14 protein-coding genes and 5 pseudogenes are annotated in these 26,535 nt (G+C 58.8%); 8 read left to right on the forward strand and 11 right to left on the reverse strand.

Annotated elements, in window-relative coordinates:
- Positions 1-52 precede the first annotated feature (52 nt).
- A complete protein-coding gene (locus tag MLPF_RS13000; protein WP_045843915.1) occupies positions 53-895 on the forward strand; it encodes a MaoC/PaaZ C-terminal domain-containing protein in 843 nt (280 codons plus the stop codon).
- Between the two features lie 844 nt (positions 896-1,739).
- On the opposite strand, the gene MLPF_RS13005 is transcribed toward MLPF_RS13000, so the two are convergent.
- The 3 genes from MLPF_RS13005 to MLPF_RS13015 form a co-directional block, all read right to left on the reverse strand.
- Positions 1,740-1,961, reverse strand: a complete 222-nt coding sequence (locus MLPF_RS13005) for a hypothetical protein (RefSeq protein WP_082082442.1) — start codon at positions 1,959-1,961, stop codon at positions 1,740-1,742.
- Positions 1,962-2,178: 217 nt separating this feature from the next.
- Positions 2,179-2,805, reverse strand: a complete 627-nt coding sequence (locus MLPF_RS13010) for a TetR/AcrR family transcriptional regulator (protein ID WP_045843916.1) — start codon at positions 2,803-2,805, stop codon at positions 2,179-2,181.
- 68 nt (positions 2,806-2,873) lie between these two features.
- Complete coding sequence (locus MLPF_RS13015; protein ID WP_045843917.1) at positions 2,874-4,037, reverse strand: glycoside hydrolase family 3 N-terminal domain-containing protein; 1,164 nt, start codon at positions 4,035-4,037, stop codon at positions 2,874-2,876.
- A gap of 146 nt (positions 4,038-4,183) precedes the next feature.
- Between MLPF_RS13015 and MLPF_RS13020 the strand changes: the two genes are divergently transcribed.
- Together MLPF_RS13020 and MLPF_RS13025 are read left to right on the forward strand one after the other, a co-directional pair.
- Entirely contained in the window at positions 4,184-4,357 is a 174-nt protein-coding gene (locus MLPF_RS13020) for a DUF2613 domain-containing protein (RefSeq protein WP_082082447.1), read from the forward strand.
- A gap of 114 nt (positions 4,358-4,471) precedes the next feature.
- Positions 4,472-8,680, forward strand: a complete 4,209-nt coding sequence (locus MLPF_RS13025; RefSeq protein ID WP_045843943.1) for an alpha-(1->3)-arabinofuranosyltransferase — start codon at positions 4,472-4,474, stop codon at positions 8,678-8,680.
- Positions 8,681-8,827: 147 nt separating this feature from the next.
- Here the strand turns inward: MLPF_RS13025 and MLPF_RS13030 are convergent, their stop codons facing one another.
- Positions 8,828-9,130 (reverse strand): hypothetical protein, encoded by a 303-nt coding sequence (locus MLPF_RS13030; RefSeq protein WP_175266505.1) that lies wholly within the window; start codon positions 9,128-9,130, stop codon positions 8,828-8,830.
- 2,502 nt (positions 9,131-11,632) lie between these two features.
- On the opposite strand from MLPF_RS13030, the gene MLPF_RS13035 reads away from it, so the two are divergent.
- Complete coding sequence (locus MLPF_RS13035) at positions 11,633-13,006, forward strand: NADP-dependent succinic semialdehyde dehydrogenase (protein WP_045843944.1); 1,374 nt, start codon at positions 11,633-11,635, stop codon at positions 13,004-13,006.
- Between the two features lie 1,152 nt (positions 13,007-14,158).
- Here the strand turns inward: MLPF_RS13035 and MLPF_RS13040 are convergent.
- From MLPF_RS13040 to MLPF_RS13060, 5 genes and pseudogenes are all read right to left on the reverse strand, one after another.
- A pseudogene (locus MLPF_RS13040) lies at positions 14,159-14,966 on the reverse strand (R2-like ligand-binding oxidase); the annotation flags it as partial.
- 31 nt (positions 14,967-14,997) lie between these two features.
- Complete coding sequence (locus MLPF_RS17995; protein WP_427901939.1) at positions 14,998-15,132, reverse strand: hypothetical protein; 135 nt, start codon at positions 15,130-15,132, stop codon at positions 14,998-15,000.
- A gap of 343 nt (positions 15,133-15,475) precedes the next feature.
- Positions 15,476-15,776 (reverse strand): annotated as a pseudogene (locus MLPF_RS18000) (type II toxin-antitoxin system PemK/MazF family toxin).
- A gap of 279 nt (positions 15,777-16,055) precedes the next feature.
- A pseudogene (locus MLPF_RS13055) lies at positions 16,056-16,728 on the reverse strand (acyl-CoA dehydrogenase); the annotation flags it as partial.
- A 134-nt stretch (positions 16,729-16,862) separates the two neighbouring features.
- Positions 16,863-18,062, reverse strand: a complete 1,200-nt coding sequence (locus MLPF_RS13060; RefSeq protein ID WP_082082443.1) for an acyltransferase family protein — start codon at positions 18,060-18,062, stop codon at positions 16,863-16,865.
- Positions 18,063-18,220: 158 nt separating this feature from the next.
- Here MLPF_RS13060 and pgfA point away from each other — a divergent pair, with 158 nt between their 5' ends.
- A complete protein-coding gene (gene pgfA / locus MLPF_RS13065) occupies positions 18,221-19,495 on the forward strand; it encodes a cell envelope lipid trafficking protein PgfA (protein WP_045843921.1) in 1,275 nt (424 codons plus the stop codon).
- Positions 19,496-19,631: 136 nt separating this feature from the next.
- A complete protein-coding gene (locus tag MLPF_RS13070; RefSeq protein WP_045843922.1) occupies positions 19,632-21,392 on the forward strand; it encodes an MmpA family trehalose lipid delivery protein in 1,761 nt (586 codons plus the stop codon).
- 369 nt (positions 21,393-21,761) lie between these two features.
- Here the strand turns inward: MLPF_RS13070 and MLPF_RS13075 are convergent, their stop codons facing one another.
- Positions 21,762-22,946 carry a glycosyltransferase family 4 protein gene (locus MLPF_RS13075; protein WP_045843923.1) on the reverse strand — a complete coding sequence of 395 codons (1,185 nt, stop codon included), beginning with the start codon at positions 22,944-22,946 and terminating at the stop codon, positions 21,762-21,764.
- Between the two features lie 85 nt (positions 22,947-23,031).
- Here MLPF_RS13075 and MLPF_RS13080 point away from each other — a divergent pair, with 85 nt between their 5' ends.
- Positions 23,032-23,805, forward strand: a complete 774-nt coding sequence (locus MLPF_RS13080) for a class I SAM-dependent methyltransferase (protein WP_045843945.1) — start codon at positions 23,032-23,034, stop codon at positions 23,803-23,805.
- Positions 23,806-23,930: 125 nt separating this feature from the next.
- Positions 23,931-25,218: pseudogene (locus MLPF_RS18005) on the forward strand (aldehyde dehydrogenase family protein); the annotation flags it as partial.
- 625 nt (positions 25,219-25,843) lie between these two features.
- On the opposite strand, the pseudogene MLPF_RS13095 reads toward MLPF_RS18005, so the two are convergent.
- Positions 25,844-26,105 (reverse strand): annotated as a pseudogene (locus tag MLPF_RS13095) (molybdopterin-dependent oxidoreductase); the annotation flags it as partial.
- Between the last annotated feature and the right edge of the window lie 430 nt (positions 26,106-26,535).

Consider the following 26,535-nt stretch of genomic DNA (forward strand, 5'->3'; position numbering starts at 1 on the left):
GGATTCGTCTTACGACAGTTAAGAAGGAATTTTTTCCCTCAAGGAGAACACAGTGGGCCAGCCAAGCGGCTTGAAAAATACTTTGCGCGCGATTATCGGAGCATTACCACTTCTGCCCCGGACAGACCAGCTGCCCAACCGGAGGGTGACCGTCGAAGAACTACCCATCGACCACGCGAACGTGTCGGCCTATGCGTCGGTGACCGGTTTAAAGTACGGCAATCACGTGCCGCTAACATACCCGTTCACGTTGACCTTTCCCGCTCTGATGTCGCTGATGACTGAATTCGACTTCCCCTTCGCTGCAATGGGATCGGTACATATAGAGAATCACATCACGCAGTACCGGCCGATCGCTGTGACCGACGTTGTCGGTGTGCAGGCGCATGCCGAGAACCTCCGCGAACATAGAAAGGGCCTGCTGGTAGACGTAGTTACCGACGTTAGCGTCGGTAACTACACCACGTGGCATCAGGTTACTACCTTCCTGCACCAGCAACGCACCAGCTTGTCCGACGAGCCCAAACCACCGCCCCAGAAACAGCCCAAATTTCTCCCTCCAAACGCCGTACTGCAGATCACCCCCGGGCAGATCCGCCGCTACGCCGCCGTCAGCGGTGACCACAACCCAATCCACACTAACCCGATCGTCGCCAAGTTATTCGGATTCCCGACTACTATTGCGCACGGAATGTTCAGTGCCGCAGCGGTATTGGCCAACATCGAAGCTCGACTTCCGGATGCTGTGCACTATTCGGCCCGGTTCGTCAAGCCGGTGGTGTTACCCGCCACCGCGGGGCTATATGTCAACGAAGGCGCTGGCAGCTGGGACCTCACACTGCGCAATATCGCCAAAGGCTATACGCACTTAGCAGGTACCGTGCGAGGCGTGTAGCGCACGCTAATCGAGCTTCGGCGTTGCACCGGAGTGGGAAAAAAATCCCCTAAGCAGTATTTCAAATCTGTGCGCGCCACCCGTGGTTAGCAGAAAAGCAAAAAACAGCCAGAGCGTGAGGCTGGGAGAGTTCCCAGACGAAGAATGGCCGACCAGACAAGCGAGCCCTGGGTAACTGCAAGTACCCCGGCTGCACCGGCCAGCGAAACCGCAGGAATATGCAGGTGCGTCCCGGAAAGCCAATGAATCGACAACAACAACAACACGGCTCCCGCTGCCGCACTGGTGGCCAGTGTCGGGATGAGCGTTACGCCGGCCTCGCCGCTGCACAAGAACCGTGCGGTCAGTAGCGACTTTCAAAACCAGAAGCACAAACGCTGGGAACAGGGTGAACCCGCTGGGCCAGACGGACCGTCAGGATACTTCGGCCGTTGCCCAGCATAAGATTGGCCACCAATGCCAACAAAAGGCGACAACCCGCCACCCCGCCGGGCAAGTGCCGCGAAGTTAGCACCATAGCGGCCGGCCGCGTCATCGCGGCGATCAAGTTGCGTTTGGCAAACAATGGGCTAGCGGAACTAAGGCCAGCCCATACGAGGTCAGCAGATACGTCTACTCCACACCAGGCCAGTCCAGCACGAGTTGGTCGCCCATGCTGTTTTAGCAGATTGCGATGGCCGGGCTGTGAGGTAATCAGCACGGCACCTAGAGCACCGGCCAGCTGGAACAGCGTAAACCGGCACCTAGCCCGGCACCAACCGTAAGCAGGCTAGCAAGATCTCACGATCGTGACGCGACAGCCGCCTCAGCCACCTGCGAATTAGCGGGAAGCTCCCTTCCCAACTTAGGGATGCCCCAGAGCCAACCAGTAGCACTTACAGCACCGCGCCGCGATGTTCTCCAGAACAACCGGTATCCGGTCACTGCGAGCGATTGTTTGCGCCAGTGGCGGCACTTCGGTGCTGCGCCGCAAGACCCACCACACGACCATTGCCAAGTAATCGCGGACCAGCGGCCCCAGCGCGCGGCAGACTGGACTGCTGGCGGTGACGTCGACGAATAACATACCGAAAGTGTATGTGATACGTCAGGTGGTCGACGAAGCACAAGACGAATGTTGGCGCCAAACCAACGATCCCGGCCAGCACGCCGACAATGACCAGAATGACCTGTAAGCAAAAACCAGCAAGCAAAAGAAAGCCAGGTAGCGGTGGCTGGCTCGCCTGCTGGCGATGAGGAGATCTTCGGAAGAGAAAGATTAGTTCAGCCACGGCACGAATACGTTAGTCGGTAACAATGCTAGGGTCGAAATCTCGATCCGCGGGTACACCCTTGAGTCCGTGCCAGAACAGATTAATCATCAACTCGGCGGCCTCATCGACGGCGATGTCACCGGTCGTAAGCCGGGTGGCCATTGCCTCACCAGCGCCCACCAGTGCCCCGGCCATCATTTCGTATTCATGGTCCGATCTCGGGCTGCGAATGCCTGACCGCATCAACCCGGCCACCAGTTCGATGATCTGATCGCGTGCCTCACGCACCGTCTGGGCGAACGCCGGCGAGCTCGTCGCCTGGGTATACATCACGATCCAAGACGCCCGATTGGCGTCAATGTAACGCAGGAACGACACGATTGTGGTGCTTAGCAAGTCCTTCGGACTCTGCGTGAAGTCGATATCAGCACGTACCACAGCGATGAATCGGTTCATCTCACGGTTCAGGCAGGCGCCGAAGAGGTCTTCCTTGGAGCCGTAATACAGATACAGCATTGGCTTGGAAATCTGCGCCTCGGCGGCGATGGCGTCCATCGAGGTCTTGTAGTAACCGTTGACCGAGAACATCTGCACCGCAGCGTCCAGCATTTGCTGCTCGCGAACAGCACGCGGTATCCGCTTAGTACCACCTGCCATCGCATGCCCCTTTAACCTGACAATCTGACTCCAGGGTAAGCACCGGCGCAGCTGCCACGCAGGCCGTGCTAGCGACCGCACTCCGAGCCGAAACCCTTTATGGTGGCCACCCGCACAACTGAAGCGTCGACGGCCGACATCGCTAATTCGCCCGCGGACACTACTTTCTCTAGCCGGTCTAAGACCGTAGGCACCGTCTGGGTGCTGACCCACAACGCGATGTCGGTGCCGGCTTGCAAGGTGCGCAGAACAGCGTCAACCAGCCCGTAGCGGTCAGAGATCGCAGCCATGCTGGACACATCGTCACTAAAGACCGGACCATTGAAGGGCGGGGCCCCGTAATTAGCTCCGGTGCGCAGCAACTGCACCACGGCGGGGCTCAAACTCGCCGGGTCGTCACCAGTAAGCCCGGGAACCTCCAGATGACCGAGCATCACGCCGACCGGGGCGTCGGCCACCAACGTCCGATAGGGAACCAAGTCGTTGGTTTGCAGGTCTTGGAGCGGCGGCGTGGTGACACCGCCGATGTGAGAATCACCCGAGCCATGCCCATGGCCGGGAAAATGCTTGAGTACCGGCAGCACGCCAGCGTCGCGCAGACCCCGCGCGTACGCCCCGGCGTAGGCCGTAACGACGGCCGGGTCCGAGCTAAATGAGCGACCACCGATCACGCTGTCGTCCGGGGCGTCGGTCACATCGACGACAGGAGCGAAGTCAATGGTAATACCGAGATCGCGCATCTTGTGGCCACGGTCCAGCGCCATGCCGTAGACCTGGTCAACAGTACTGGTCTGTGCCAGCATCCGAGCCGACGATGCCGTCCCTATTAGCGACTTCAACCGCGACACCCGACCACCTTCTTCGTCGACGCTGACCGCCAGCGGCAGCGGTCCCGAATTGCGGGTGATGTCTGTCAGTGCGCCGTTGGTCAACATCGACAAGTCTGTCCAGCTGCCGATCATGATGCCGCCGACGTGATGATCGGTAACAACGGCCTTGGCATCGGCCGCATCACTTACGCCTACCATCAGCAGCTGAGCCAGCTTGTCGCGGGTGGACAGGGTCGTCGGCACAGATGTTGGGAGATCGACGCACGCCGGTGTCGGCGAAGCGGCGGTAAGCTTCCCGGCTACGATCGACACTGGGTCAGGAACCTGTGCGACGTCGTTGCCACAAGTCACCACCAGAGCCGATGCGACAGCGAGCACAACCAGAGTGCGAGGAAAAGCCATCGAACCATGGTGTCATGGCTGTTAGTCGTGCGTGCACCACCCCACCCGGCACCCGCCGACCGAGGTTGGGTGACGACCGCGGTCATGCTGACCGAGCCTCTGCTAGGTTGTCGCTATCCACGACCATACACCCCGAGGAGCCATCGATGAGCCGGATCGTTGCGCCCGCAGCCGCTAGCGTAGTAGTTGGTCTGTTGCTCGGCGCTGCCACAATCTTCGGAATCACGTTGATGGTGCAGCAGGACACGAAGCCACCACTTCCCGGGGGCGATCCACAGTACTCAGTACTCAACCGGATCGAGTACGGCAACCGTACCTAATCTGGCGACGATGCGGGCAGGTGCGGCGACCCGGGAAAAGCCGGGCAATCTAGCTCGAGCCCGGCGGCAACGGCCGCCGAGGCGGGTCCGGTGAAAACGCCGCAGGACTCGTCCGTGGCGCCACTGTCGCGTTGGTGGTTGGTATTGATCGGGGTCGTCGCGTTGACGTTGACGTTCGCGCAATCCCCAGAACAGATCTCCCCCGATACCAAACTGGACCTAACCACCAACCCGCTGCGCTTTCTGGCCCGCGCGACCAACCTGTGGAACAGCGACCTGCCGTTTGGCCAGGTGCAGAATCAGGCCTACGGCTACCTGTTTCCGCACGGCACCTTCTTTCTTATCGGACAGCTACTGGGATCACCCGGATGGATAACCCAGCGTTTGTGGTGGGCGCTGCTGCTCACAGCCGGATTCTGGGGACTGCTACGAGTAGCCGAAACGCTGGGCATCGGCAGCCCAACGTCCCGCGCGATCGGCGCGGTGGCGTTTGCGTTATCGCCGCGGGTGCTGACCACACTGGGGTCGATTTCGTCAGAAACTCTGCCGATGATGCTGGCGCCGTGGGTGTTACTGCCCACGATTCTAGCTTTGCAGGGAACTCCGGGCAGGTCAGTGCGGGCACGTGCCGCCCAGGCAGGGCTGGCGGTCGCGTTGATGGGTGCAGTTAACGCCATTGCAACGCTGGCCGGTTGTCTTCCTGCAGCGATCTGGTGGGCTTGTCACCGACCGAACCGCTTATGGTGGCGTTACACCGGGTGGTGGCTGTTAGCACTGTGTTTGGCAACGCTGTGGTGGGTGGTGGCGCTGGGTCTGCTGCACGGCGTCAGTCCCCCGTTCTTGGACTTCATCGAATCCTCCGGCGTGACCACGCAATGGTCGTCGTTAGTTGAGATGCTACGCGGCACAGACAGCTGGACACCCTTCGTTGCACAAACCGCTACCGCGGGCACGCCACTGGTCACCGAGTCGGTGGCCATCCTGGGCACCTGTCTAGTAGCGGCGGCCGGATTGGCCGGGCTGGCTAGCACTGGGATGCCAGCTCGAGGTCGTCTGGTGACGATGTTGGTAATCGGAGTGGTATTGCTATCCGCCGGCTACAGCGGTGGGCTGGGCTCGCCGTTGGCGCAGGCGGTGCAGGCGTTCCTGGACGCCAGCGGCGCACCACTGCGCAACGTACACAAACTGGAGTCGGTAATCCGAATCCCGTTCGCATTGGGCATCGCCGGGCTGCTGGGCCGGATCCCCCTACCGGGCAGCGCGCCGGTGTCGGTGTGGCTGAGCTCTTTTGCCCACCCCGAACGCGACAAACGAGTCGCCGCGACAGTAGCGGTGTTGACCGCGCTGATGGTCAGCACCTCGTCAGCGTGGACGGGTCGGCTCACCCCGCCAGGCACGTTCAGCGCGATACCTCAATACTGGCACGACACCAGCGACTGGCTCAGCGAACACAACACGGGAATACCAACACCTGGACGGGTCCTTGTGGTTCCAGGCGCACCGTTCGCCACTCAGGTGTGGGGCACCAGCCACGACGAGCCGCTGCAGGTGCTCGGCAGTAGCCCGTGGGGAGTGCGCGACTCCATCCCGCTGATTCCGCCGCAGGCCATCCGGGCGTTGGATTCGGTGCAACGGCTATTCGCCTCCGGACGCCCGTCGGTTGGCCTGGCCGATACCCTTGCCCGTCAAGGCATTGCCTATTTGGTGCTGCGCAATGATCTGGATCCCGACACGTCGCGCTCAGCGCGCCCGATCCTGGTACACCGGGCCATTGCCGGGTCACCACGGCTGGAAAAAGTAGCGGAGTTCGGTGCACCGGTGGGCTCCAGCACGCTAACAGGTTTCGTTGCCGACAGCGAATTGCGCCCATGGTACCCAGCGATCGAGATCTATCGGGTGGCCGTTAGCGATGGGACCAATCCCGGCAAACCCTACTTCGCTGACACCGACCAACTTCCCCGCATCGATGGCGGGCCCGAAGTGCTGCTACGTCTTGACGAACGGCGCCGACTGCTGGGACAGCCTGCATTAGGTCCGGCGCTGATGACCGCAGACGCCCAGTTAGCCGGTCTGCCACTACCCAGCAAGGCTGAAGTCACCATAACCGATACTCCGGTAGCACGCGAGACTGACTACGGCCGAGTAGACCAGCACTCGTCGGCGATCCGCGCAGCTAACGACGCCCGGCGTACCTTCAACCGAGTACCCGACTATCCAGTCCCTGGCGCCGAAATGATATTCGGCGGTTGGAGCGGTGGCAGGATCACAGCGTCAAGCTCGTCATCGGATGCCACCTCGATGCCCGATGTCGCTCCAGCAACCTCACCGGCCGCCGCCGTCGATGGCGACCCAGCGACCTCGTGGGTGTCCAACGCACTGCAGCCCGCCGTCGGTCAATGGCTGCAAGTCGATTTCGACCACCCGGTAACCAACGCCGTCATCACCGTCACGCCCAGCGCGACTGCTGTCGGAGCCCAAGTTAGGCGCATCCAGATCGAGACCGTCAACGGCACTACCAACTTGCAAGTCGATGAGGCTGGCAAGCCACTCGCAGCAGCGCTACCCTACGGTGAAACCCCATGGGTAAGGATCACCGCAGCCGCCACTGACGACGGGTCCTCCGGGGTGCAGTTCAGCATCACAGACCTAACGATCACCCAGTACGACGCGTCCGGATTCGCTCACCCGGTCAATCTACGGCACACCGCGCTGGTTCCCGGGTCGCCACCGGGTTGGGCAGTCGCGAGGTGGGACCTGGGATCGGAATTGCTCGGCAGACCGGGCTGCGCTCCGGCGCCCGACAACGTTCGTTGCGCAGCATCGATGACGCTAGCACCGGAAGAACCCGTCAATTTCAGCCGGACATTAACCGTTCCCAACCCGATATTGGTGACACCGATGCTGTGGGTACGACCACGACAGAGCTCTAAGCTGGCGGACCTGGTCGTCGAACCGAAGACCACCCGAGCCTACGGTGACGCCGACACGGTCGACATTCTTGGTTCGGCATATGCGGCCACCGACGGCAATCCAGCCACTTCGTGGACGGCACCGCAACGGGTGGTGCAGCACAAGACCCCGCCGACACTCACCCTCGTCCTTCCGCGGCCCACCGAGGTCAACGGGCTGCGGCTAGCACCCAGCCGGTCAACACTGCCCGCGCACCCGACGATAGTGGCGGTCAACCTGGGCAATGGCCCACAAGTTCGAGAATTGCAGTCCGGTGAACCACAGACGCTTTCGCTGAAGCCCCAAGTAACCGATACTCTCACGATTAGCCTGCTGGACTGGAACGACGTAATCGACCGCAACGCGCTGGGCTTCGATCAGCTCAAACCGCCGGGGCTGGCCGAGGTCGCGGTGCTCGGGACAGACGGCAAACCGATCGCACCCGCTAACGCTAGCCGCAACCGCATCCGTGAAATCACCGTAGACTGCGACCACGGGCCAGTAATCGCAATCGCGGGCCGATTTGTGCACACCTCGATCCGGACCACAGCAGCATCACTGCTGGATGGCGACCCGGTCGCCGCGGTCCCCTGCGAACGCGATCCTATAGCACTGCCGGCAGGCCAGCAAGAGTTGTTGATCAGCCCTGGCGCTGCGTTCATCGTGGACGGAGCGCAGTTATCGACTCAGGACAGCACCGAATTGCCCAGTGCCAGAACAGTGTCCGCAGATACCGGCCAGTGGGGTCCCAGTCGACGCGAAGTGCGCGCCCCAGCGTTGGCGACTTCCCAGATATTGGTCATGCCCGACAGCATCAACCCTGGCTGGGTGGCTCATACCAGTACAGGAGTCCGCTTGACGCCGGTCGCCGTAAACGGATGGCAACAGGGTTGGCTAGTGCCGGCGGGGAACCCCGGTACCATCACGTTGACCTTCACCGCCAACTCACTGTACCGGCCTGGTCTGGCGGCGGGGCTGGCATTGCTGCCGCTATTAGCCTTGCTTGCCTTATGGGGTAGGCGAAGTGAATGTGCTGCTGAAGCGGCAGCACAACCATGGACACCTGGAATCTTGTCCGCGGTCGCAGTGTTGCCGGCCGGAGCGGTGATCGCCGGCGTGGCCGGGGTTGTTGTGGTCGGTGCTACAATCGGTATACAGCACGTGTTGCGCCACCGACAGCGGTGGCGCAACGATCTTACCGTCGGTTTAAGCGCGGGTGGGCTGATTCTAGCCGGAGCTGTACTGTCCCGACAGCCGTGGCGATCGGTCGATGGATACTCCGGACATTCCGCGAATGTTCAACTGCTGGCATTAATTTCGCTTGCCGCGGTGGCTGCATCAGTGGCGTCGCCGCAGCAAGGCCGCACGGAGTAGTTATTTGATGAGCGACAGCTACACATATTAGCATGCAGTATTTGTGGGTTACTTGACGGATTGCTTTGGTGCACAGGTGAAGTACTTCCTCTAAGTTGTTGACAAACAGGATGGCGCATACCCCAAGGCGGCAAAGCTCGGATTTCATTACATCGAGACCGATTTCGCGCCACCCGCAACGCCACAGCTGTGATCTTTCATTACCCGAGACTCGAGTCGGCTACGGGAATTCCAGGAACGGCCTACCGGTTGTATTGGCGGGATTTCCACAAAACGGACTAGGTAACCGGGGAGACAATCCCAACCTTCGAAGAATTCCTCGTCACATTCTAAGGCATGCGGGCCAACATCGATACCCAAGCTACCTCGGTAATAAATCCAGCTGTCAACGTCATCGAGCTGATAGATGAGCATAACCGGGTACTGATCGGATCGTTCTCCGGGCAGCATCGAAAGCGCACGGTAGGCCTGCTGTCCAATCGGATCGCCAGCGCGGTGGGCACGGGTACGTTCCTAACGTTCCTGGCGACACAAACGGCCCGAAGCCGGGCAGCTGTCGGGAAAATGTTACACAACAGTGACTGCTTGCAGTTGCTTGCTCGGCTTTGAGGTGTGCCTATAATTACGCTGGTAGGATGCAGACGGGAACGCTTTAGGATGCCAGGTTCATGCCTGGATGGTCGATGGGGCCGTCATGATGCACGCACTTCTCGACAGAGACGTGAGCGGCGGCGATCGCTTCCACGACTGTCACCGGTGTTGTTGCCATGGGATGGTTTACGGAACAAGAATATTGGCTGGACCGATTGGTTCCTAAGCATAGCGCGACAGCCATCTACTGCATTGCATTTGTGGCTGTCGCTATGCAGTTTCAGACACTCATCGGGGAGCACGGGATGCTGACGGTGCCGCGATGTCTGGCTAAGCGGTTCCTTCTGAAGATCACTGAAAGTCTTTCATGTCCGCTACTAAGATGGGTTGTTCACCCTTGTCTGCTGGTTCGGCGTGGCGAGACCGTCGGCGTGTATATTGGCAGCTATCGTAACTGGGGAGGCAGACTTGGCACCGCTGTAGGCTGCCATGCCGATGATGTTGACGCTCTTGAATCTCTACCTTATCGATCGTCAACGTCAGCCAGGTGTGGTATGGATTCGGCTGGGCGAGCAATTGCTGTATCGGGCTAGCGAGCCTGCTAGTTCTACCACCATAAGACACAGACGACGCCGGTGCCAATCAGTTAGTTTCTATACCCTACCCAAGCCACTGAACTGAGTCGAGTTGTTGGGTAATTATATTTACCCAGATCATCGACCTGTTCTGTTTTGTTCACTCCACAGCAGATTGGTTAGCCGGGCCAAGGCGCTTATCGGTCATCAACCAGCTGCGGCTGGTGGTATAGGACAACTTCATCTGACTCGATTAGCTGATGGTAATCCTGACTTGCAGTATGATAGAACTAGTCTTGGGTTCGATAGTGGCCGGCTTCACTTCTTTTAACCGCGTAGCCGTTGCTGCCAGCGCTGTAATCGCGGTTCACCGGCTTGGTGATCATGCTCACTGCCGCGGTTTTGTTCTTAAACTACTTATCTGTGCACATTAGACTGTCGTCTCATCAAAGAATTAACATGTTGTTCAAACTATTTCACCTCGTGAGTACCAACGGAGTTTTCAGCAGCTTTGGCCGCATCACCGGTAGGTGGTAAGCGAAGACATCGAAAAGACGACCATCGACAAGAAGGTTCGGAAGGAATACGAGTTCAAAACCAAGCCCGGCACAGTGCGCCGGCTGCAGCATCAATAGGCGCCCTATACAACTACGGCCGGATCGCGGTGGCGCTGGGGATTGACGAACCACACATAAGTGATGTTTGATCGAGCGCATGATCTATCTTGCATCGCACTCGATCAAACCGTAACCATGGTCCTCACATACAAGCACCATAATAAAGTATACGTTCTCGAATGTCTGTCTCGCTTGTCTACGAGTTCATCAATTAACACACCCTAGATGTAAGAGCAAGGCCATTGATAAATAAAATTTTTTGAGATCAAACAAGTGTTGTGCTGATACGTCGGGTACAATTTCGCCACCCGCATTTTGATGACAACGATGTCCAACAGCCTGACGTAGCTGCTGACCATTGTCACGCAAGTATAGGCAACCACCCGCTGTAGAGCTAGCGGAAACCGCGCATCATGTCTCGCCCAAGCTAAATTATTTTATTCAGCAAGTTTTATTATTCAGCAAGCAGAACAGATCCCGTCACCGCGGCGTAGCCGTCGAAGCGGTATCCGAAAAAACTCTACTGCGCGCGCGTGGAGATAAGAACTGGTGTGACCAATTATCCTGACACTCAAACGAATGGTACATGTCAAACTCGACCGGTAAACAATGAATGTGAATGATCTTCTTGTCGCCCCGCGGATTGATTCGGACGGGATCGAATTCCGCAATCAGGTTTTGAAGCACCTCGGTTCCCCTACGTAGGACGGCCAGCGAGTGATCGGGGCAAACATCGACACCCAATCGACATACTGATGAGACTCCATTATATTGACGCCCTAACCGACCTGAACCGGAATCCCTACCATCAGGATGCTGTTGGTGGCGGTGTCAGCAACAGCACGCTACATGTTGATCGCGCCAGAAACCAAAGTAGCATAAATCACCACCGAACAGCCGGTGAGACACCGAATACATCTTCACCATGAACGCCGCCGCTTGCTCATGCCGAGTGAACACACGGCGGATGTGCTACGCCGACAATGCCTGCAAAAAACGGATGTTTTCCGCACCAGATATCCCGAAGACGACCGAGACACCTTCGCCTTTCCAAACACGTGACCATCGGTTGAGCGGCTGTGCTCAGCCGACACCTCCCTGAAACCACGATAATGGCAGGCTAGAACCACATGTTTCACCAGACGACCCAAAATGAAGGAGAGGTCAGCGTGTTGATAGCCACCATCAACCCGGCCACCGGTGAGACAGTCAAGACCTTCACACCGACAACCCAGGATGAAGTCGAGTATGCGATTGCTCGCGCCTACGCGCGGTTTGACGACTACCGTCACACTACCTTCGCCCAACGTGCCAAGTGGGCTAACGCCACCGCCGACTTACTCGAAGCTGAAGCCGACCAATCCGCCGCCCTGATGACTCTCGAGATGGGTAAGAAGCTGGCGTCAGCCAAGAGTGAGGCAATGAAGTGCGCCAAGGGTTTTCGTTACTACGCTGAGAACGCCGAAGTGTTGCTCGCCGACGAACCGGTCGACGCCGCCGCCGTTGGCGCGTCGCAAGCATTAGCCCGTTACCAACCGCTCGGTGTGGTACTGGCCGTTATGCCATGGAACTTTCCGCTGTGGCAGGCTGTTCGGTTCGCTGCACCGGCGCTGATGGCCGGCAACGTCGGCCTCCTCAAGCACGCGTCAAACGTGCCGCAGTGCGCGTTGTACCTCGCCGACGTCATTGCTCGTGGCGGCTTTCCAGAGGGCTGTTTCCAAACGCTGCTCATCTCGGCCAATGGTGTCGAATCTATCCTGCGTGATCCCCGGGTCGCGGCGGCCACCCTCACCGGTAGCGAACCAGCAGGCCAGGCGGTCGGCGCCATCGCGGGCAACGAGATCAAACCCACCGTGTTAGAGCTCGGCGGCAGCGACCCTTTCATCGTGATGCCCTCGGCGGATTTGGATGCAGCAGTTGCCACCGCGGTCACCGGAAGGGTGCAGAACAACGGCCAATCCTGCATCGCCGCCAAGCGGTTTATCGCCCATGTCGACATTTACGACGAGTTCGTCAACAAGTTCGTCACGCGGATGGAAGCGCTGCGGGTGGGTGACCCGACCGACCCGGACACCGACATCGGTCCGCTGGCCACCGAGTCAAGCCGCGCCCAAGTCGAACAACAAGTCGCCGCCGCCGCGGCGGCAGGCGCGGTAATCCGTTGCGGCGGTAAACGTCCCGACCGACCGGGGTGGTTTTACCCACCGACCGTGATTACCGACATCACCAAGGACATGGCACTCTACACTGATGAGGTCTTTGGGCCGGTAGCCTCAGTATACCGTGCCACCAATATTGACGAAGCCATCGAGATCGCCAATGATACCACCTTCGGGTTGGGTTCCAACGCCTGGACGCAGGACGAGTCTGAGCAACGACGCTTCATCGACAACATCGTTGCCGGTCAGGTCTTCATCAACGGTATGACGGTTTCCTACCCCGAATTACCGTTCGGCGGCGTCAAGCGGTCAGGCTACGGCCGAGAGCTATCAGCCCATGGGATCCGTGAGTTCTGCAACACCAAAACAATTTGGATCGCATAGAACAACCTAACCTCACGCCTAACTAGCCTCGGGAGTCACATGATTCGAGAAAAAAATTGGCAACTTAGAGGAAAAATCCTCTTCCTCTAGATGCTTTTTACAGCTGAAATACTAGAATTTTGTGTACTGGAATTGTGGAATCCGCTACACGAAAGAAATGACGCATAAATCGGGCGCCTCACCGTAGAGCCCATCGATAACGAGGGCGGGCATGGTGATCCAATGAAGCTGATCTACAATGGACCGTGATTTCAATGTGTCCATAATGTAAAACTTGTTGGACTCCACCAATCGCGTGATAGAAAGTCCGATCTTCTTTCACTGCGTAAAAGCTAGCCACCAACTAAGGCGAGTTGAGTAACCATTCGGCACAAATGGCGTTCATAAAACACCTATTGGACGTTAAGACACACCGTGAAATCCTTTGGGGTAGTGCTGCAGATAGAAGTTCGGACGCAACTGTTTGACCCCTCCCTACCATAACGGCATCGATTCAGTTGTGTTAGCGAACATCATTCCCCGAAGCCCCAGAGATTGGTCAAGGGCGTGCTCCGCGAGGAGCCTCCCGCCCCAGGGCTTACCTAACAGATAGTAATTATCGGCGATACCCAGATCTGTAAGTAAACAAATCAACTCGGCGTGGAACAGGTGGACCGTCTAGAATTCAGGATCGGTGTTAGGGAAATGGATTGATCCGCTCCGACCCAAACTGGTCGTAGTGGATGACAGCGTATACGTAGCCGGGAGAGCCGCAACAAGCAATTATACAGCAAGCCGGGACCGCCATGAACAACGACCACAGGCGCTCCTCCTGAACTACAACCCAATTCAAACTCGCCGATGATGTGCCACCAAGTGCGTCCAAGAGGATCGTCAGGGTAACCTTCCAACATGCTAAACGGGATCGCCATCCCTCTCCAAGTGACTAAATGTTAGGAAGCCCAGTTTGACCCGTCGAGTTACAGCCGCACGCGTTAGCCAGCCGCGAAACACGACCTGCATTCTCGGGTTAATCCCCATTTTCCGCGTACGAACTACTAGTAGAGGCCGGGTGTGGTCGATTAAAGGGCTGCTCGGGCCCGTTTGTCCTCAACGGCTAAGCCGTTCCTCCAGCAGAAGCGAATAGTTGACGTCGATCTACCCCAGCAACCATCCGCGAGCGATGCTGATTGTCCCCTTAACCGTCGCATCCTTTTGTCGCTGGAGTACTTCATGAACTCATCAACCGACAGACCGAACGGGATGTCAGCACCGTAGAGCGCAAAGCCTTCTTGTATGCGGCAAACGCCAAAGAGATGAGCTGATTCATCCGCGTTTCGAACACCGTCCAACTGGCGTCGTCAGAGGAGCCACGAGGCCGACGGGTGAAAGTAGCACACGCCATACGGTGTCGCTAGTCATTACCCATTCGGCAGACCAGTTTCTGCACGCCAGGAATGGCCGCGCTTCATGGAAGGGTGTGCTAAGAGTAGCATATCGCCAGTGGTTGTAGGTGACTGAAGCCGGAACCTGGGCGGCCGGTGAGGGATCCGTCAACAATACCTCGAGCGATTCCGGCAGCTCGGAATAAAAGATCCACGGTAGGCAGGAACTTCATCGAGGTAACGGTGCAGATCGTAGCTGACACCCACGGCGTCTAGTCACAAGCGGAATACCTGCGTGTATTTGGCTTGCTCGAACGGGAACTGCGTCAGATACATTTCGTCACCCAGCCACCCTTCGGCGCGCATCGCGCTTATGAACGGCTCGATATCCTTGGTAGCCGCTTCTTCGCCGGTGGTGAACTCGGCGCACAGCCAGGTGGCATCGTCGCGCCCATGGTCTGACAGCGACTACGCTAATCTTGACGGCCGTGGGAGAAGTCGATATCGGCTGGAGTACAAAACTTTGCGTTTCCGCCGGCAAACAGCTTCAACGGCAAGCTGCCCCCGTTGAAACCGCCCACAATGAACGATCCCATATGTGTGCGTCACGGTGTTGGCTTCCTCGGATCATGTCGAGATTGGTTGTGTAGAAGCAGGTTTCGGTGACACGGTGAAAACCACCGCCAACACTACGACAATCCGAAGCGCGGCCAGCGCCGGCTGCTCGGAAGTCAGCTTGTCCCATCCCAGGACCGGATCCATACCACACAGGCGTGGATTCAGATGCGGAAAAAACCATCAGCAGCAACGATAACAGCGCGGCTGTATAACAGTCCGCATGCAGCTCGCCTTCGCACCACGGCGTAGTGCACAACCGACCGCAGCACATCCAGGCAGTGGCGATGAATCACGGTCCTCACACTGACCCGGGCATCGGTGTCGATCGCCAAAGGCGCCACGGCATGAAGCCCCTAACGTCGATGACCATTAGTCATTCTGGTGTAACCCACATAATAGTAATAAAGCGTTGTCGGCTGGCCGTCAGAAGAACCCGCCGACAAACGTGAAGCTGGCCGCACGCTGAATGACAACAACGAAGACGGAATCAGTCGAGGTCGAATGCGATGCGGATTGCTTGCGAGAGGGCAGATGCTCAGCGGGAAAGAGGTAACCGATGTATTGCCCCAAAGCGCTAGCGGGGATGGACACGATGTTGTCGCAGGTAGACTACCGAGGTCTGTTGTAGGCCGTTCTCGGGACCGACAGGCACCTCAGTCGACAGTCCACGAGCAATGCTGGTGATAAGCGCGACGATAACGCGAGAGAGATGCGGCCGAACGAGTTCCCGGGTCAGCACCAAAACGGAGTACGACCTTGTCCAGATGCACGGTGTGAATCGGCCGCATCAGTCCAGGCCTGGCGGAAGTTTCACCGCATACTCGGCCAAGGCATCCAGATCCGGATCAGTTCTCGTAGCGGTAAGGATCTGGCCACCACGGACTGCGATCTGAAGTCGCCGTTCGCATTCAAACCCACGCAACACCACTGCAGCGCGGCTCAGTGCGTGCTGCTAACTGACTTCCTGGTCAAGGAAGGCGACGATGTCATCGAGTAACCGTACAGCAATCTGGGTGCTCATACCATTCCGGTATCGGAATGGTATGAGCACCCTAAGGAAACCAATGTCAAGGGTACATCTGATAAGCCCCGCTAATTGGCAAAACGTGTTACTTCCAAGACCTGGTCGTAGCGGGCTGAGTCGTTGACCGGACAACGGATCATCCGCATTGCGAAACGAGCAGCGCGAAGATCTCGTCGAGCAACGGCTCACTCACCCCAGACCACGGGGTCTCTTCCACGATGAGCTGGGCATAGGGCACCCTCGCTAGAAGCTGGCCCGCGGCGAAAGCGAAGTCGATGGCCTTGTGCTACGCGGGATCAGAAGCCGCGCTGACCAGCAGCTCGACGAGCACGCTGATCTACTCACGCAACAAAGCAACGTTGAGCAGATAAAGCACAGCTATCGAAAGTCGACCGCTAATCGTGAAAACGCACATCACCCAGGCCGCCCGTGGGTACCTGAGCAAACAAAAATCCCTTGTTGGATGCATCGTCGCGGCAGGCAATCGCTGGCAAGTCGCTATTCGGGGCTAAACAGGTAATTGGGCATAAACTGCGCCAAGCAACCCGATGTTGATGTGAACGACACCTTCCAGCCGGGACAGCCCTCCGACTTCACGTACCATCGCCATCGTCTCGAAAACATGTCCTGCTCCGCACGCTAAGGTAATGATAACATCCAAAAAATAAGGCAGTGATGACTCGCTCATAGTCGTTCGTGACTTTCGTCTTGGGCAAACCAAACTGTAGAGCAGCACAGAGACAATCCTCCACCGATCGCGTACGCCAACCCGGTCCAGATCGATTGCGCTGCATGCAGCGTCAAGTGAGCAGCCGGTCAGCATAGGAAGTGACGCGCATCACTCATTGCCTCAGTATCTATTGAGCTGAGGTATACTGCCCGCCTTGCGCCGACGCTCCCAGCGGCGCAGTGCCTCCCGACAGGGTGACTCGACCAACGCGTAGCTGACGGCGGCGATCGCGAAACCGAAGATTAGTGTTAGCACCAACACCAGGGGCATCCGGCCGGTGAAAGGGAAGACGCCGATCACTGGGAACACCATAGCCAGCGCAGCAAGATGCCACACGAACATGCCATAGGACCAGCGGCCCAACGTCACCATGCCGGGGCTACCCAGTATGCGGTGCGGCGTCTCGGGCCGGTCCAGGACCAACGGCGCCACCAACGCGAAGGCCATCAAGGAGCCCATCGCCGTCTTCACCGCGAATTGCATGGCAGTGGCCGGCACCAGCCCCTCAGGACCAGCTAGTGGGGAAACCGCCACCAAGTAGGCCAACAGAGTCGCAACGGCCATAGTCAAGCGGTAACGCGCTAACCGATGCGGCAACCCGATGCGGCTATACGACCACTCCGCCAGCAACATGCCCGCCGCAAACCAGGAGAAAAATGCCGGCGGCCAGGTCAGCGGATTGACGCCCGATCCAGTGTGCACCGGCACCCAGCCCCAGGCCCAACTGATCACCACGGCGGCGGCTATCACCGGTACCCGGGCACGAACCGAGATGCTACGGGTCAACAACGCTAGGATGGGCAACGCCAGGTAGAAGCTGACTTCGACGGACAAGCTCCACATCTGGGTCAGGCCGCTGGTCAAGGTGAGCGGAACGTAGATCTGGGTGAGCGTCAGGTTTGCCAACCATACGATCAGGCTGGCGTGATCGGCGTTGGGCAACAGGGATAGAATCACGACAACCGCCACCAGATAAGCTGGCATGATGCGTACCACCCGTGATCGCAGGTAATGGCAGGTGCCTAGTCGCTCATTCTTGGTTCCCGGTTCTCTAGCCGCCGCTGCGTGTCCACGCCACAACAGAAATCCCGACAACGCAAAGAACACCGCCACCGCGAGATCGAAACGTCCTAAGAGTCGACCCATAATGCCGCTGGAGTGCCCCGTCTGAAAAGCGACATGGGTAACGACCACACCGATAGCCGCGCATGCGCGCATACCTTCCACAGCGGGCAAAAAGCTGCGGACCCCACCCACCTGGTGGACATCGGTCACGATCACAGTTTGCCTAAGGCGCGTTGCACTACGAATCAGGTACATCCTGATAGCTCCAAATTGCCCGGATAAACGCCGATAGGTGCGTAGGTAAAGGCCTGAATTCTGCTGTTAGGGTCAAAAAGGTTTTGCCTCGCTGCTTGGTCAGGTCGGAGCGGGTCGCGACCAACGAGTCCAGGGACCAGAAGGAGGATCACAGCAACGTGAACCGAGCAGTCATTTTGCGGTTCACCGCATGCGGGATCATCGGGCTCGGCGCCGCCTTTTTGATCGCCGCATTGCTGCTGTCGACATATACCAGCAGCAGAATAACCAAAATCCCGCTTGATATCGACGCAACATTGGTTAGTGACGGCAACGGAACCGCGCTTGATTTGGGCTCTTTGTCCGGTGAACACATCATCGTCAACCAAAATGTGCCGCTAGTGTCCCAACAGCAAATCACCGTTGAGTCACCGGCCAACGCTGACGTGGTCACGTTTCAGGTCGGTGCCTCGATTCGGCGCACCGATAAGCAAAAGGACACCGGACTACTGCTGGCCATCGTCGACACCGTCACACTCAACCGCAAAACAGCGATGGCTGTTTCGGACGACACACACACCGGCGGCTTCGTCCAAAAGCCGCGCGGATTCACTGACGAGAACCCACCTACCGCCATCCCGCTGCGGCACGACGGATTGTCCTACCGATTCCCCTTCCACACCGAGAAAAAGACGTACCCTTACTTCGATCCGGTAGCGCAGAAGGTGTTTGACGTTAATTACCAAAACCAAGAAGACATCAACGGTTTAACCACCTATCGCTTCACACAGAATGTCGGCTATGATGCCGACGGCAAGCTGGTGGCCCCAGTAACCTACCCGTCACTGTACGCTAGCGATGAGGACGGCAAAGTCACCACCACCGCGGCGATATGGGGCTTGCCCGGTGATCCGGCGGAGCAGATCACTATGATCCGCTACTACGCCGCGCAGCGCACATTCTGGGTGGATCCGGTGTCAGGCACCATCGTCAAGGAAACCGAGCACGTGAACCACTACTTTGCCCGCAACGCACTAAAGCCAGAGGTGGCGTTGGCCGATTACAAGGTCACTTCCACCGAAGAGACCATCGAATCTCAGGTCGACTCAGCCCGTGACGAACGGGACCGGCTGGCGCTATGGTCGCGGGTGTTGCCGATCACGTTCACCGCGGTCGGCTTGATCACATTGATAAGTGGTGGATTGCTCGCATCTTTCAGCCTGCGGACCGAGAGCACGCTAACCGAGCCCGGTCTGGGCCGGGCAAACCGCGACACCTTCGGCCGCTACCGCATCGAGGAACCAGTGCCTGGCGCTGAAGCCGAGACCGAGAAACTACCCACCCAACGACCTAAACTGCGTGATTCGAACACACCCAGCGTCAGTGCGCCCCGACGACGTTCGAGCGAGTCGTCACCACACAATTCAGGACCGGCCGACCCGGGCCACCCCTAAACGGGAGTAACTCGGCAACGATGCGGGCCAAAATGATCCCAAGGTATAAAGTACCTCCTGCGTGCGGGGAAACCAGGCAATCAGCGCATCGCTCGGCGGCTGGGTCGTGGGGGTGAGTGGAGTGTGCCGCCGGTCCATGCGCTGGTCTCGGCCCAGCTACGCGTTGGCGATAGCGCTATTAGTGGTTGGCCCGCTAATACGTCCCGGCTACCTGCTGCTGCGCGACGCGGTGTCCACACCCCGGTCCTATCTGTCCGATGCTGCCCTGGGATTGACGTCTGCACCGCGAGCTACGCCGCAAGATTTCGCGGTGGCAATGGCCTCGTATCTTGTCGACGGCGGGGTCGTGGTGAAGTCGGCACTCGTCTTGGGGCTATGGCTGGCTGGATGGGGTGCGGCTCGACTGGTAGCGACGGCGCTGCCCTCGGCGGGTGTGGCTGGCCAGTTTGTCGCGAGCACGCTTGCGGTCTGGAATCCCTATGTAGCCGAGCGGCTGCTACAGGGCCATTGGAGCCTGCTGGTCGGCTACGGGTGCCTGCCCTGGGTTGCCGAAGCAATGCTAATACTGCGATCAGCCGACAATGCAAGCCGGCCGGGTTTGCTGGGGTTTTTCCCGCTGGCTTGCTGGATCGCGCTGGCCGGGCTGACGCCGACCGGATTGATGCTCGCCGCGACAGTGGCCCTGACCTGTGTGATTGTCCCAGCCGAGGGTCCTGGCGAGCCCAGGCCACGTTGGCTGTGCGCCGCAGCGACATTGAGCAGTGCGTTAGGGGCAGCGCTACCCTGGTTGACAGCTTCGGCAGTGGGCACGTCTTTGACCGCCCATAAGGCAGCGAACACGCTCGGTGTTACGGTGTTTTCACCTCGCGCCGAGCCTGGTCTAGGCACACTTGCCAGCCTGGCCAGCCTCGGCGGGATCTGGAATGGTGCGGCCGTACCTACTTCGCGGACAACACTTTTCGCATTGCTATCGGCTGCGTTACTGCTTGCGGTGGTGGCTGCGGGATTACCGGTAGCGGTGCGACGTCCAGCAGTAATGCCGTTGCTGGGGCTGGCAGCGGTGTCGGTAGCGGCACCCGCCGCTTTGGCAAGCGGTCCGGGACTAGACGTGCTAAGAGCAGTAGTCGATGCCGCGCCCGGCCTCGGAATACTGCGCGACGGGCAGAAGTGGGTGGCGCTAGCGGTGCCGGGATACGCACTTGCGGGGGCCGGCGCAGTGGTGACGCTAGGACGCTGGCTCGGACCGTCAAGGCCCCTAAGTTCCACAATAACGGCGTTGGCGTGCTGCCTAGCATTGATTCTGGCGCTGCCAGACCTACCCTGGGGCGTGTGGGGCAAGGTTCAGCCGGTGCATTACCCGCCCGGATGGGCGACCGTAGCGGCGACAATCAACGACCGAGGCGAAGGCCCAGGGCGGGTAGCAGTACTGCCCGCCGGAACCATGCGACGCTTCTCGTGGTCCGGGGCCGCGCCGGTGCTCGATCCACTGCCCCGCTGGGTTCGCAACGACGTGCTGACCACCGGTGATCTGATCATTTCCGGAGTAATGGTTGCTGGCGAAGGTAATCATGCTCGGGCAGCACAAGATTTGCTTCTGTCCGGGCCGAATCCTTCCGCCTTAACTGCGGCCGGAGTGGAATGGCTGGTTGTCGAATCGGACACCGCAGGTGACATGGGTGCGTCTGCGCGCACCCTCGCCGCGCTGCCCCCAGCCTACCGTGACGACGCGATCGCACTTTATCGGATCAGCGGTAGCAAAGCGGGGATAGCTTCTTCCCACCGCCGAGCGTTACTGATTGCCGCACATCTGACGTGGATGGCAATGCTGGTCATGGGCGCTGTTGGCATGCAGGTTACTCGTTACGCTCACTTCCGCGGCACGTCAAGCGCAGCTTGACAATCACGACGATCGCAACGGTTAAACTTAACTTCGGTGCTCGTTTCTAAGGCCACTCTACTGAGGAAGTGGCCAATTCGTTGCAGAGTCGGCGGAGTTAAGTCTGTGATAGCTACGTCGGGCTGTGCATCAACGTGTTCTATGCCCAACACTTACCATCAAGACGCCAACGATCCCAGAGTGAGCAACGATGGCCGACGAAGCGCCTTTAGGCGCCTTGTCGTTAATCGCAGCCATCGACTACCACTGGATAGTGGGGCTTCGGGATTGGGGTTCGATCTACGGCAGTTGAGTACCTTATATAGGTAAGGTACTCAACTGCCGCACTAAGTACGGCGCATCAACAAGTCGGCACGGGCGCTCTTCGCGTCACACACCAACTGAGACTACGCCGGTGATGTAGTCGCCGGCTTGCACCGCTTCCAACACCGTACGCATCGCGCCAGCGCTTTGCCGCCAGGAAAACTCGAGGCTACGCGCCTGCGCCTTGGCGCCAAGTTGATCACGCAACACGGGATCAGTCAATAGCTCCTCGAGCCGATCCACCAGATCCGCACGGTTATCCACCAATATCCCGGTCACGCCGTCGATGATCGAATCGGTCAGCCCCCCGGAAGACCGATAGCCAATAGTGGGCACGTTGTGCTGGGCCGCCTCCACCACCGCTAAACCCCATCCCTCCTTCCGCGAAGGCAGGAGATGTAGCCAAGAGCTTTGCAACACATGGTGCTTGGTCACGTCATCGACATGTCCATGGAAAGTCACCGCATCGGAAATCCCGAGTCGACGCGCATGATCGACGAGACGCTGACGCCACCACCCGCCACCAACGATATCAAGATGCAAACCCGGTATCCCCAAGCGTCGCCGCAGATCCGCGAAGGCCTCCAGCGCATCTTCAATCTGCTTGTGCGGCACCAGCCGCGACAACACAACCACTCGCGGCGCAGCACCGCGGGTGCCGGACAACGATTGCGCCGGCGCCTCATCGAGACCGTTGCGCACCACAGCGATCCGCTCGTGATCCACACCAAGAGCAACCAGATCGCGGGCCGACGGCAACGACACCGTCAAGTATTGATTGCGCCGGTGCAACCGCGGTGACAACGTTGACTCGACATACCAGCCGAGCCGACCGATCACCGGCCCGGCCACCGGCCACTGCTCACGGTGGCAATGGTGTACCAACACCACCACCCGGCTGCCATACAAAAGCCGGGCCAGGAATGGCCAACCATTTTGGGTATCGACAACCACATCAGGGCGCACCCGCCGCAGTGGTCCAAGCCCGAAACGAGCCGCAGCCATCGCCAGCAATGCCCACGGGTACACCGAGTAGCGCCCACCGGAGCGGCTAATAAGCACACCGTCGACCACTTCACGCCGTGACGCACCCGGATAACGTGCAGTGCGCAGTGTTACGGAGATACCCGATGCGGCCAGCTGTGCACCGATGCGCTGCAAGTAGGTTTCGCTACCACCCCCCTGTGGGTGACCAATGTCGCGCCAGCACAGCAACAATACCGAACCCAGATCACGTCGCGCAGCAGACATCGACCGCCAGCCTAGCTAGCATGCGGCCCAGCGTCACGCTCACGTTGGACAGACGGAAGCCAGCCGTAAGGTGTGACCGGTGGCCATCGCCCCTCATTTCACTGACGTGTTCGCGCAGCGGGCAACACTGACCCGTTCGCTGCAGCTGCTGTCAGCATTTCGCTACGAGCAGCCGGATCCAGCCCGTTTCTACCGGGCATTGGCAGCCGATACAGTGGCTATGGTCGGTGATCTTTGGCTGGCTACACACGGTACACCCCCGGTTGGCCGCACACTACTCGACGTCGGTGGTGGGCCCGGATATTTCGGAGCAGCGTTCGCCGACGTCGGCGTCCGATACATCTGTGTCGAACCGGACCCAAGAAAGATGGAAGCGGCGGGACCGGCTTGGGTACCGAAAGTAGGCGCGTTCGTCCGAGCTTCGGGTATGACATTACCCTTTGCCGATGACGCTGTAGACATTTGTTTGTCGTCTAATGTCGCCGAACACGTACCGCGGCCCTGGCAGCTGGGCAACGAAATGCTGCGGGTGACCAAGCCGGGCGGCCTAGTCGTGTTGTCCTACACCGTTTGGCTGGGCCCGTTCGGCGGGCACGAGATGGGCATAACACACTACCTGGGCGGTGCCCGTGCCGCCGCTAGGTATGTTCGCAAACACGGTCATCGGGCAAAGAACGACTACGGGTCGTCATTGTTTGCGGTGTCAGCGGCCGATGGCCTGAATTGGGCTGCCAGCACCGGGGTCACGGTTGCCGCATTTCCTCGCTACCACCCGCGATGGGCCTGGTGGCTGACATCGGTGCCGATGCTGCGTGAGTTCACGGTGAGCAATCTGGTGCTAGTTCTGCGGCCACGATAGGCCGATGACATCAGTTTACTTAAACATGTTCTCTGTGCGCTTCGGCTTGGGTAGGGGTCTTGGGTAGGGGTGGCGCTATGGCCTCCAGCCACAAGACAGAGTACGACCAACTCATCATCGACTGAATCTGGACGTAACCGTCGACCTCCCGCATCATCCAAGTTTACTGCCCGGCCACCGGTGCGTATGTGGGCAAAGTGCCGATGGCAGCTCCCAGCCGACGTTAACACCGCAGTCGCCGCGGCTCGCGCGGCATTCGACCGCAGTCCCTGGCACTTGACGGCGCCGGAGCTAGGCACGACCGCTAATCGCTGCAGCGGTCTAAGGTGATGAAGGCCTGTTCACCACGCTGCTGGCAGCTGAGACTAGTCAGCCGCACACCATCATCGAGACGATGCATTGGATGGGTTAGAGTAAAGCGAGGAACTGCTTTGCCAGCGCTGCAGACAAGGTCGAGTGGACCGAGATTCCACAACGGCTCGTACGGGCAGACCATCGTTAGCCGGTGAACCGGTTGGGTAGTAAGCGCGATCGTCGCATGGAACATGCCGGTGTTCCTAACGGTCCACAAGCTGGGACCGACGCTGCTGACCAGCTGCATAATGGTACTCAAGCCGACCACCGAAATCCCTTTTTGATCGCAAAAGCTTTAGCCGAAGATCTCGCTCCGGCGGACCTATCTGAGGGTGTGCTCTCGGTGGTGCCGGGCGGCGTCGCAACCGGACAGGCCCTGACGTCGAACCCGGATATTGACATGTTTACCTTCACCAGCAAGTTCGGCCGTCGGGAAGGCGGTCGACAAATAGGCTGCTGACCTACTCAAGCCGTACACCGTGGAGCTCGGCGAAAGTCGGCGGCCATCATCCTCGAGGAAGTCTACCTGGCCACCGCCTTCCGATGTTGGTATTCTCTGAGGTGATGAACGCTGGGCAAGGCTGTGTGAATCAGGTCCGGCATCCTGACCCCACGTTCCCGATACGACGAAACGCTTGTCTGCGATCTAGGAGCACAGCGCAATCATCGCCACGGGCATCGGGAAGGTGGGTTCGGCTGATGTGCAGTGGTGGCCACTGCGGTGTCGGCAACAGGGTCTTCCTGCAGCTCAAGGTATTCGACGACGTCGACAACAAGATAACGATCGCCCAGGAGGAAATCGTTAGGCAAGTGCTGAGCATCATCGGTTATGCCGCCGAGTAGGAAGCGATCACCAACGACTCGGTGTAGAAGCTAGCCTGCGATGTTGTAGACTACTAGTACCCTTCGGGTACGGAATCAATTGGTACGCTTTCGATCCCAGCGCCCCATTTGTCGGCTACAAAAACTCCGGAACCGGGCGTGAGAACGGGACCGAAGGAATCTAGCACGTCATTCAACATAAAGAGCGTGCTGGTGCCGATGGGCTACACGATCAGCTATAGAGCCATAACAGTTTTAAGAACCGAGGTGATTTGTGAGACGCCATGGCTCTTAGTTGAAGTCCAAGGCCTCAATAGTAACGATCGGCCCTTGATACGTCATACGTCGAGCGGTTCGCACCACCGATGCAGTACACCGTGTTACCGACCGTTGTACCCACCCACTATCCGCCGCGCCGTAGCTGACGCTCGGTGTCGGCATACCCCTAACAACTTGATCCATGCCACCGGATTGTGAAATCGAACCGTTCAAACACCGTGGAGACCCTGTCAGTGGAGAGGCACCTCCCGCCGATCGTGTATCCGTAGGTGCCATCCGACACCACAGCCAGGTGCTCGTGAGGGTAAGCATGTCTGCCGGGGCCTTCCACGAGCTGCCGTCGCACCTCTATCTGCGGGGCACAGCTTTTTGGCGTTCTACCCACCGACTATCACGAGTTTGCCACCAATGCACCAGCCGTGCACCGACGCGACAGTGGCCGTACAGCAATCAACGACGGCGTTGAACACGGCCCACGCCATATCCCACACCCTGGTGTGTAGTGCTTCGGGTAAAGAACGCCATTTCGCCGCGGGCTAGACCCCGCACGGAGCAAGGCCAGCGCTTAGGACACCGAGGTCACCCACAGCTTGGCCCTCACAACCAAGATGATCAGCAGACCCAGCACCACATGCAGGCCTTGGGGTCAGCCGGTGCAACCAGGACGTACCGGTGAAGTCTGGCAGCCGCAGCCAGCCTTCACCGGGGACCACCTGGCCACGCTGCGGCGCATAGACAATATAGGACAGCAGCCCAGTAATGATTGGGATCGGCAACGCGCAGCGCACCAAAAAGACCGATGTCACCCATAGCCCCCCGTAGGGGGTTCCGAAAAAGCCCAACAAACTAGGGCGGCCGCTACCCCAGTGGTGTGAACCCCGTTGCTGGCTATCAGTATAGAAAACGCCACAACTTGACTGGAAAGCCATAGTGATTGCCGTGTTTTAGCCTGGCTTCTGAGGTGCGTTCTGAATCAGGTCACATAATCGCCCACACGCCGCTAAACTCGTGATTCCCTCGGCCACCGAACGGACCGCAGCTGCAGACGGGTCGATGCCCAACCTCCCGATCATAGCGATACCCCAGCATTCACACCATCCTTTGCGTCATGCTCGATACTAGCTGCCCAGAACTATGTCCTACAACCAATCCACGGCAATGCTACCTAACAGACCACGGTTATCGCAGATACCATCAATGTAACGCCTACACTGGCAGCAATATTGCAGAATGCATACGGTAGTCCTGTTGTGGCACTGTCGACGCCTACGACTG

The organism is Mycobacterium lepromatosis (genome assembly GCF_000975265.2).
GTDB classification, from domain to species: Bacteria; Actinomycetota; Actinomycetes; order Mycobacteriales; family Mycobacteriaceae; genus Mycobacterium; species Mycobacterium lepromatosis.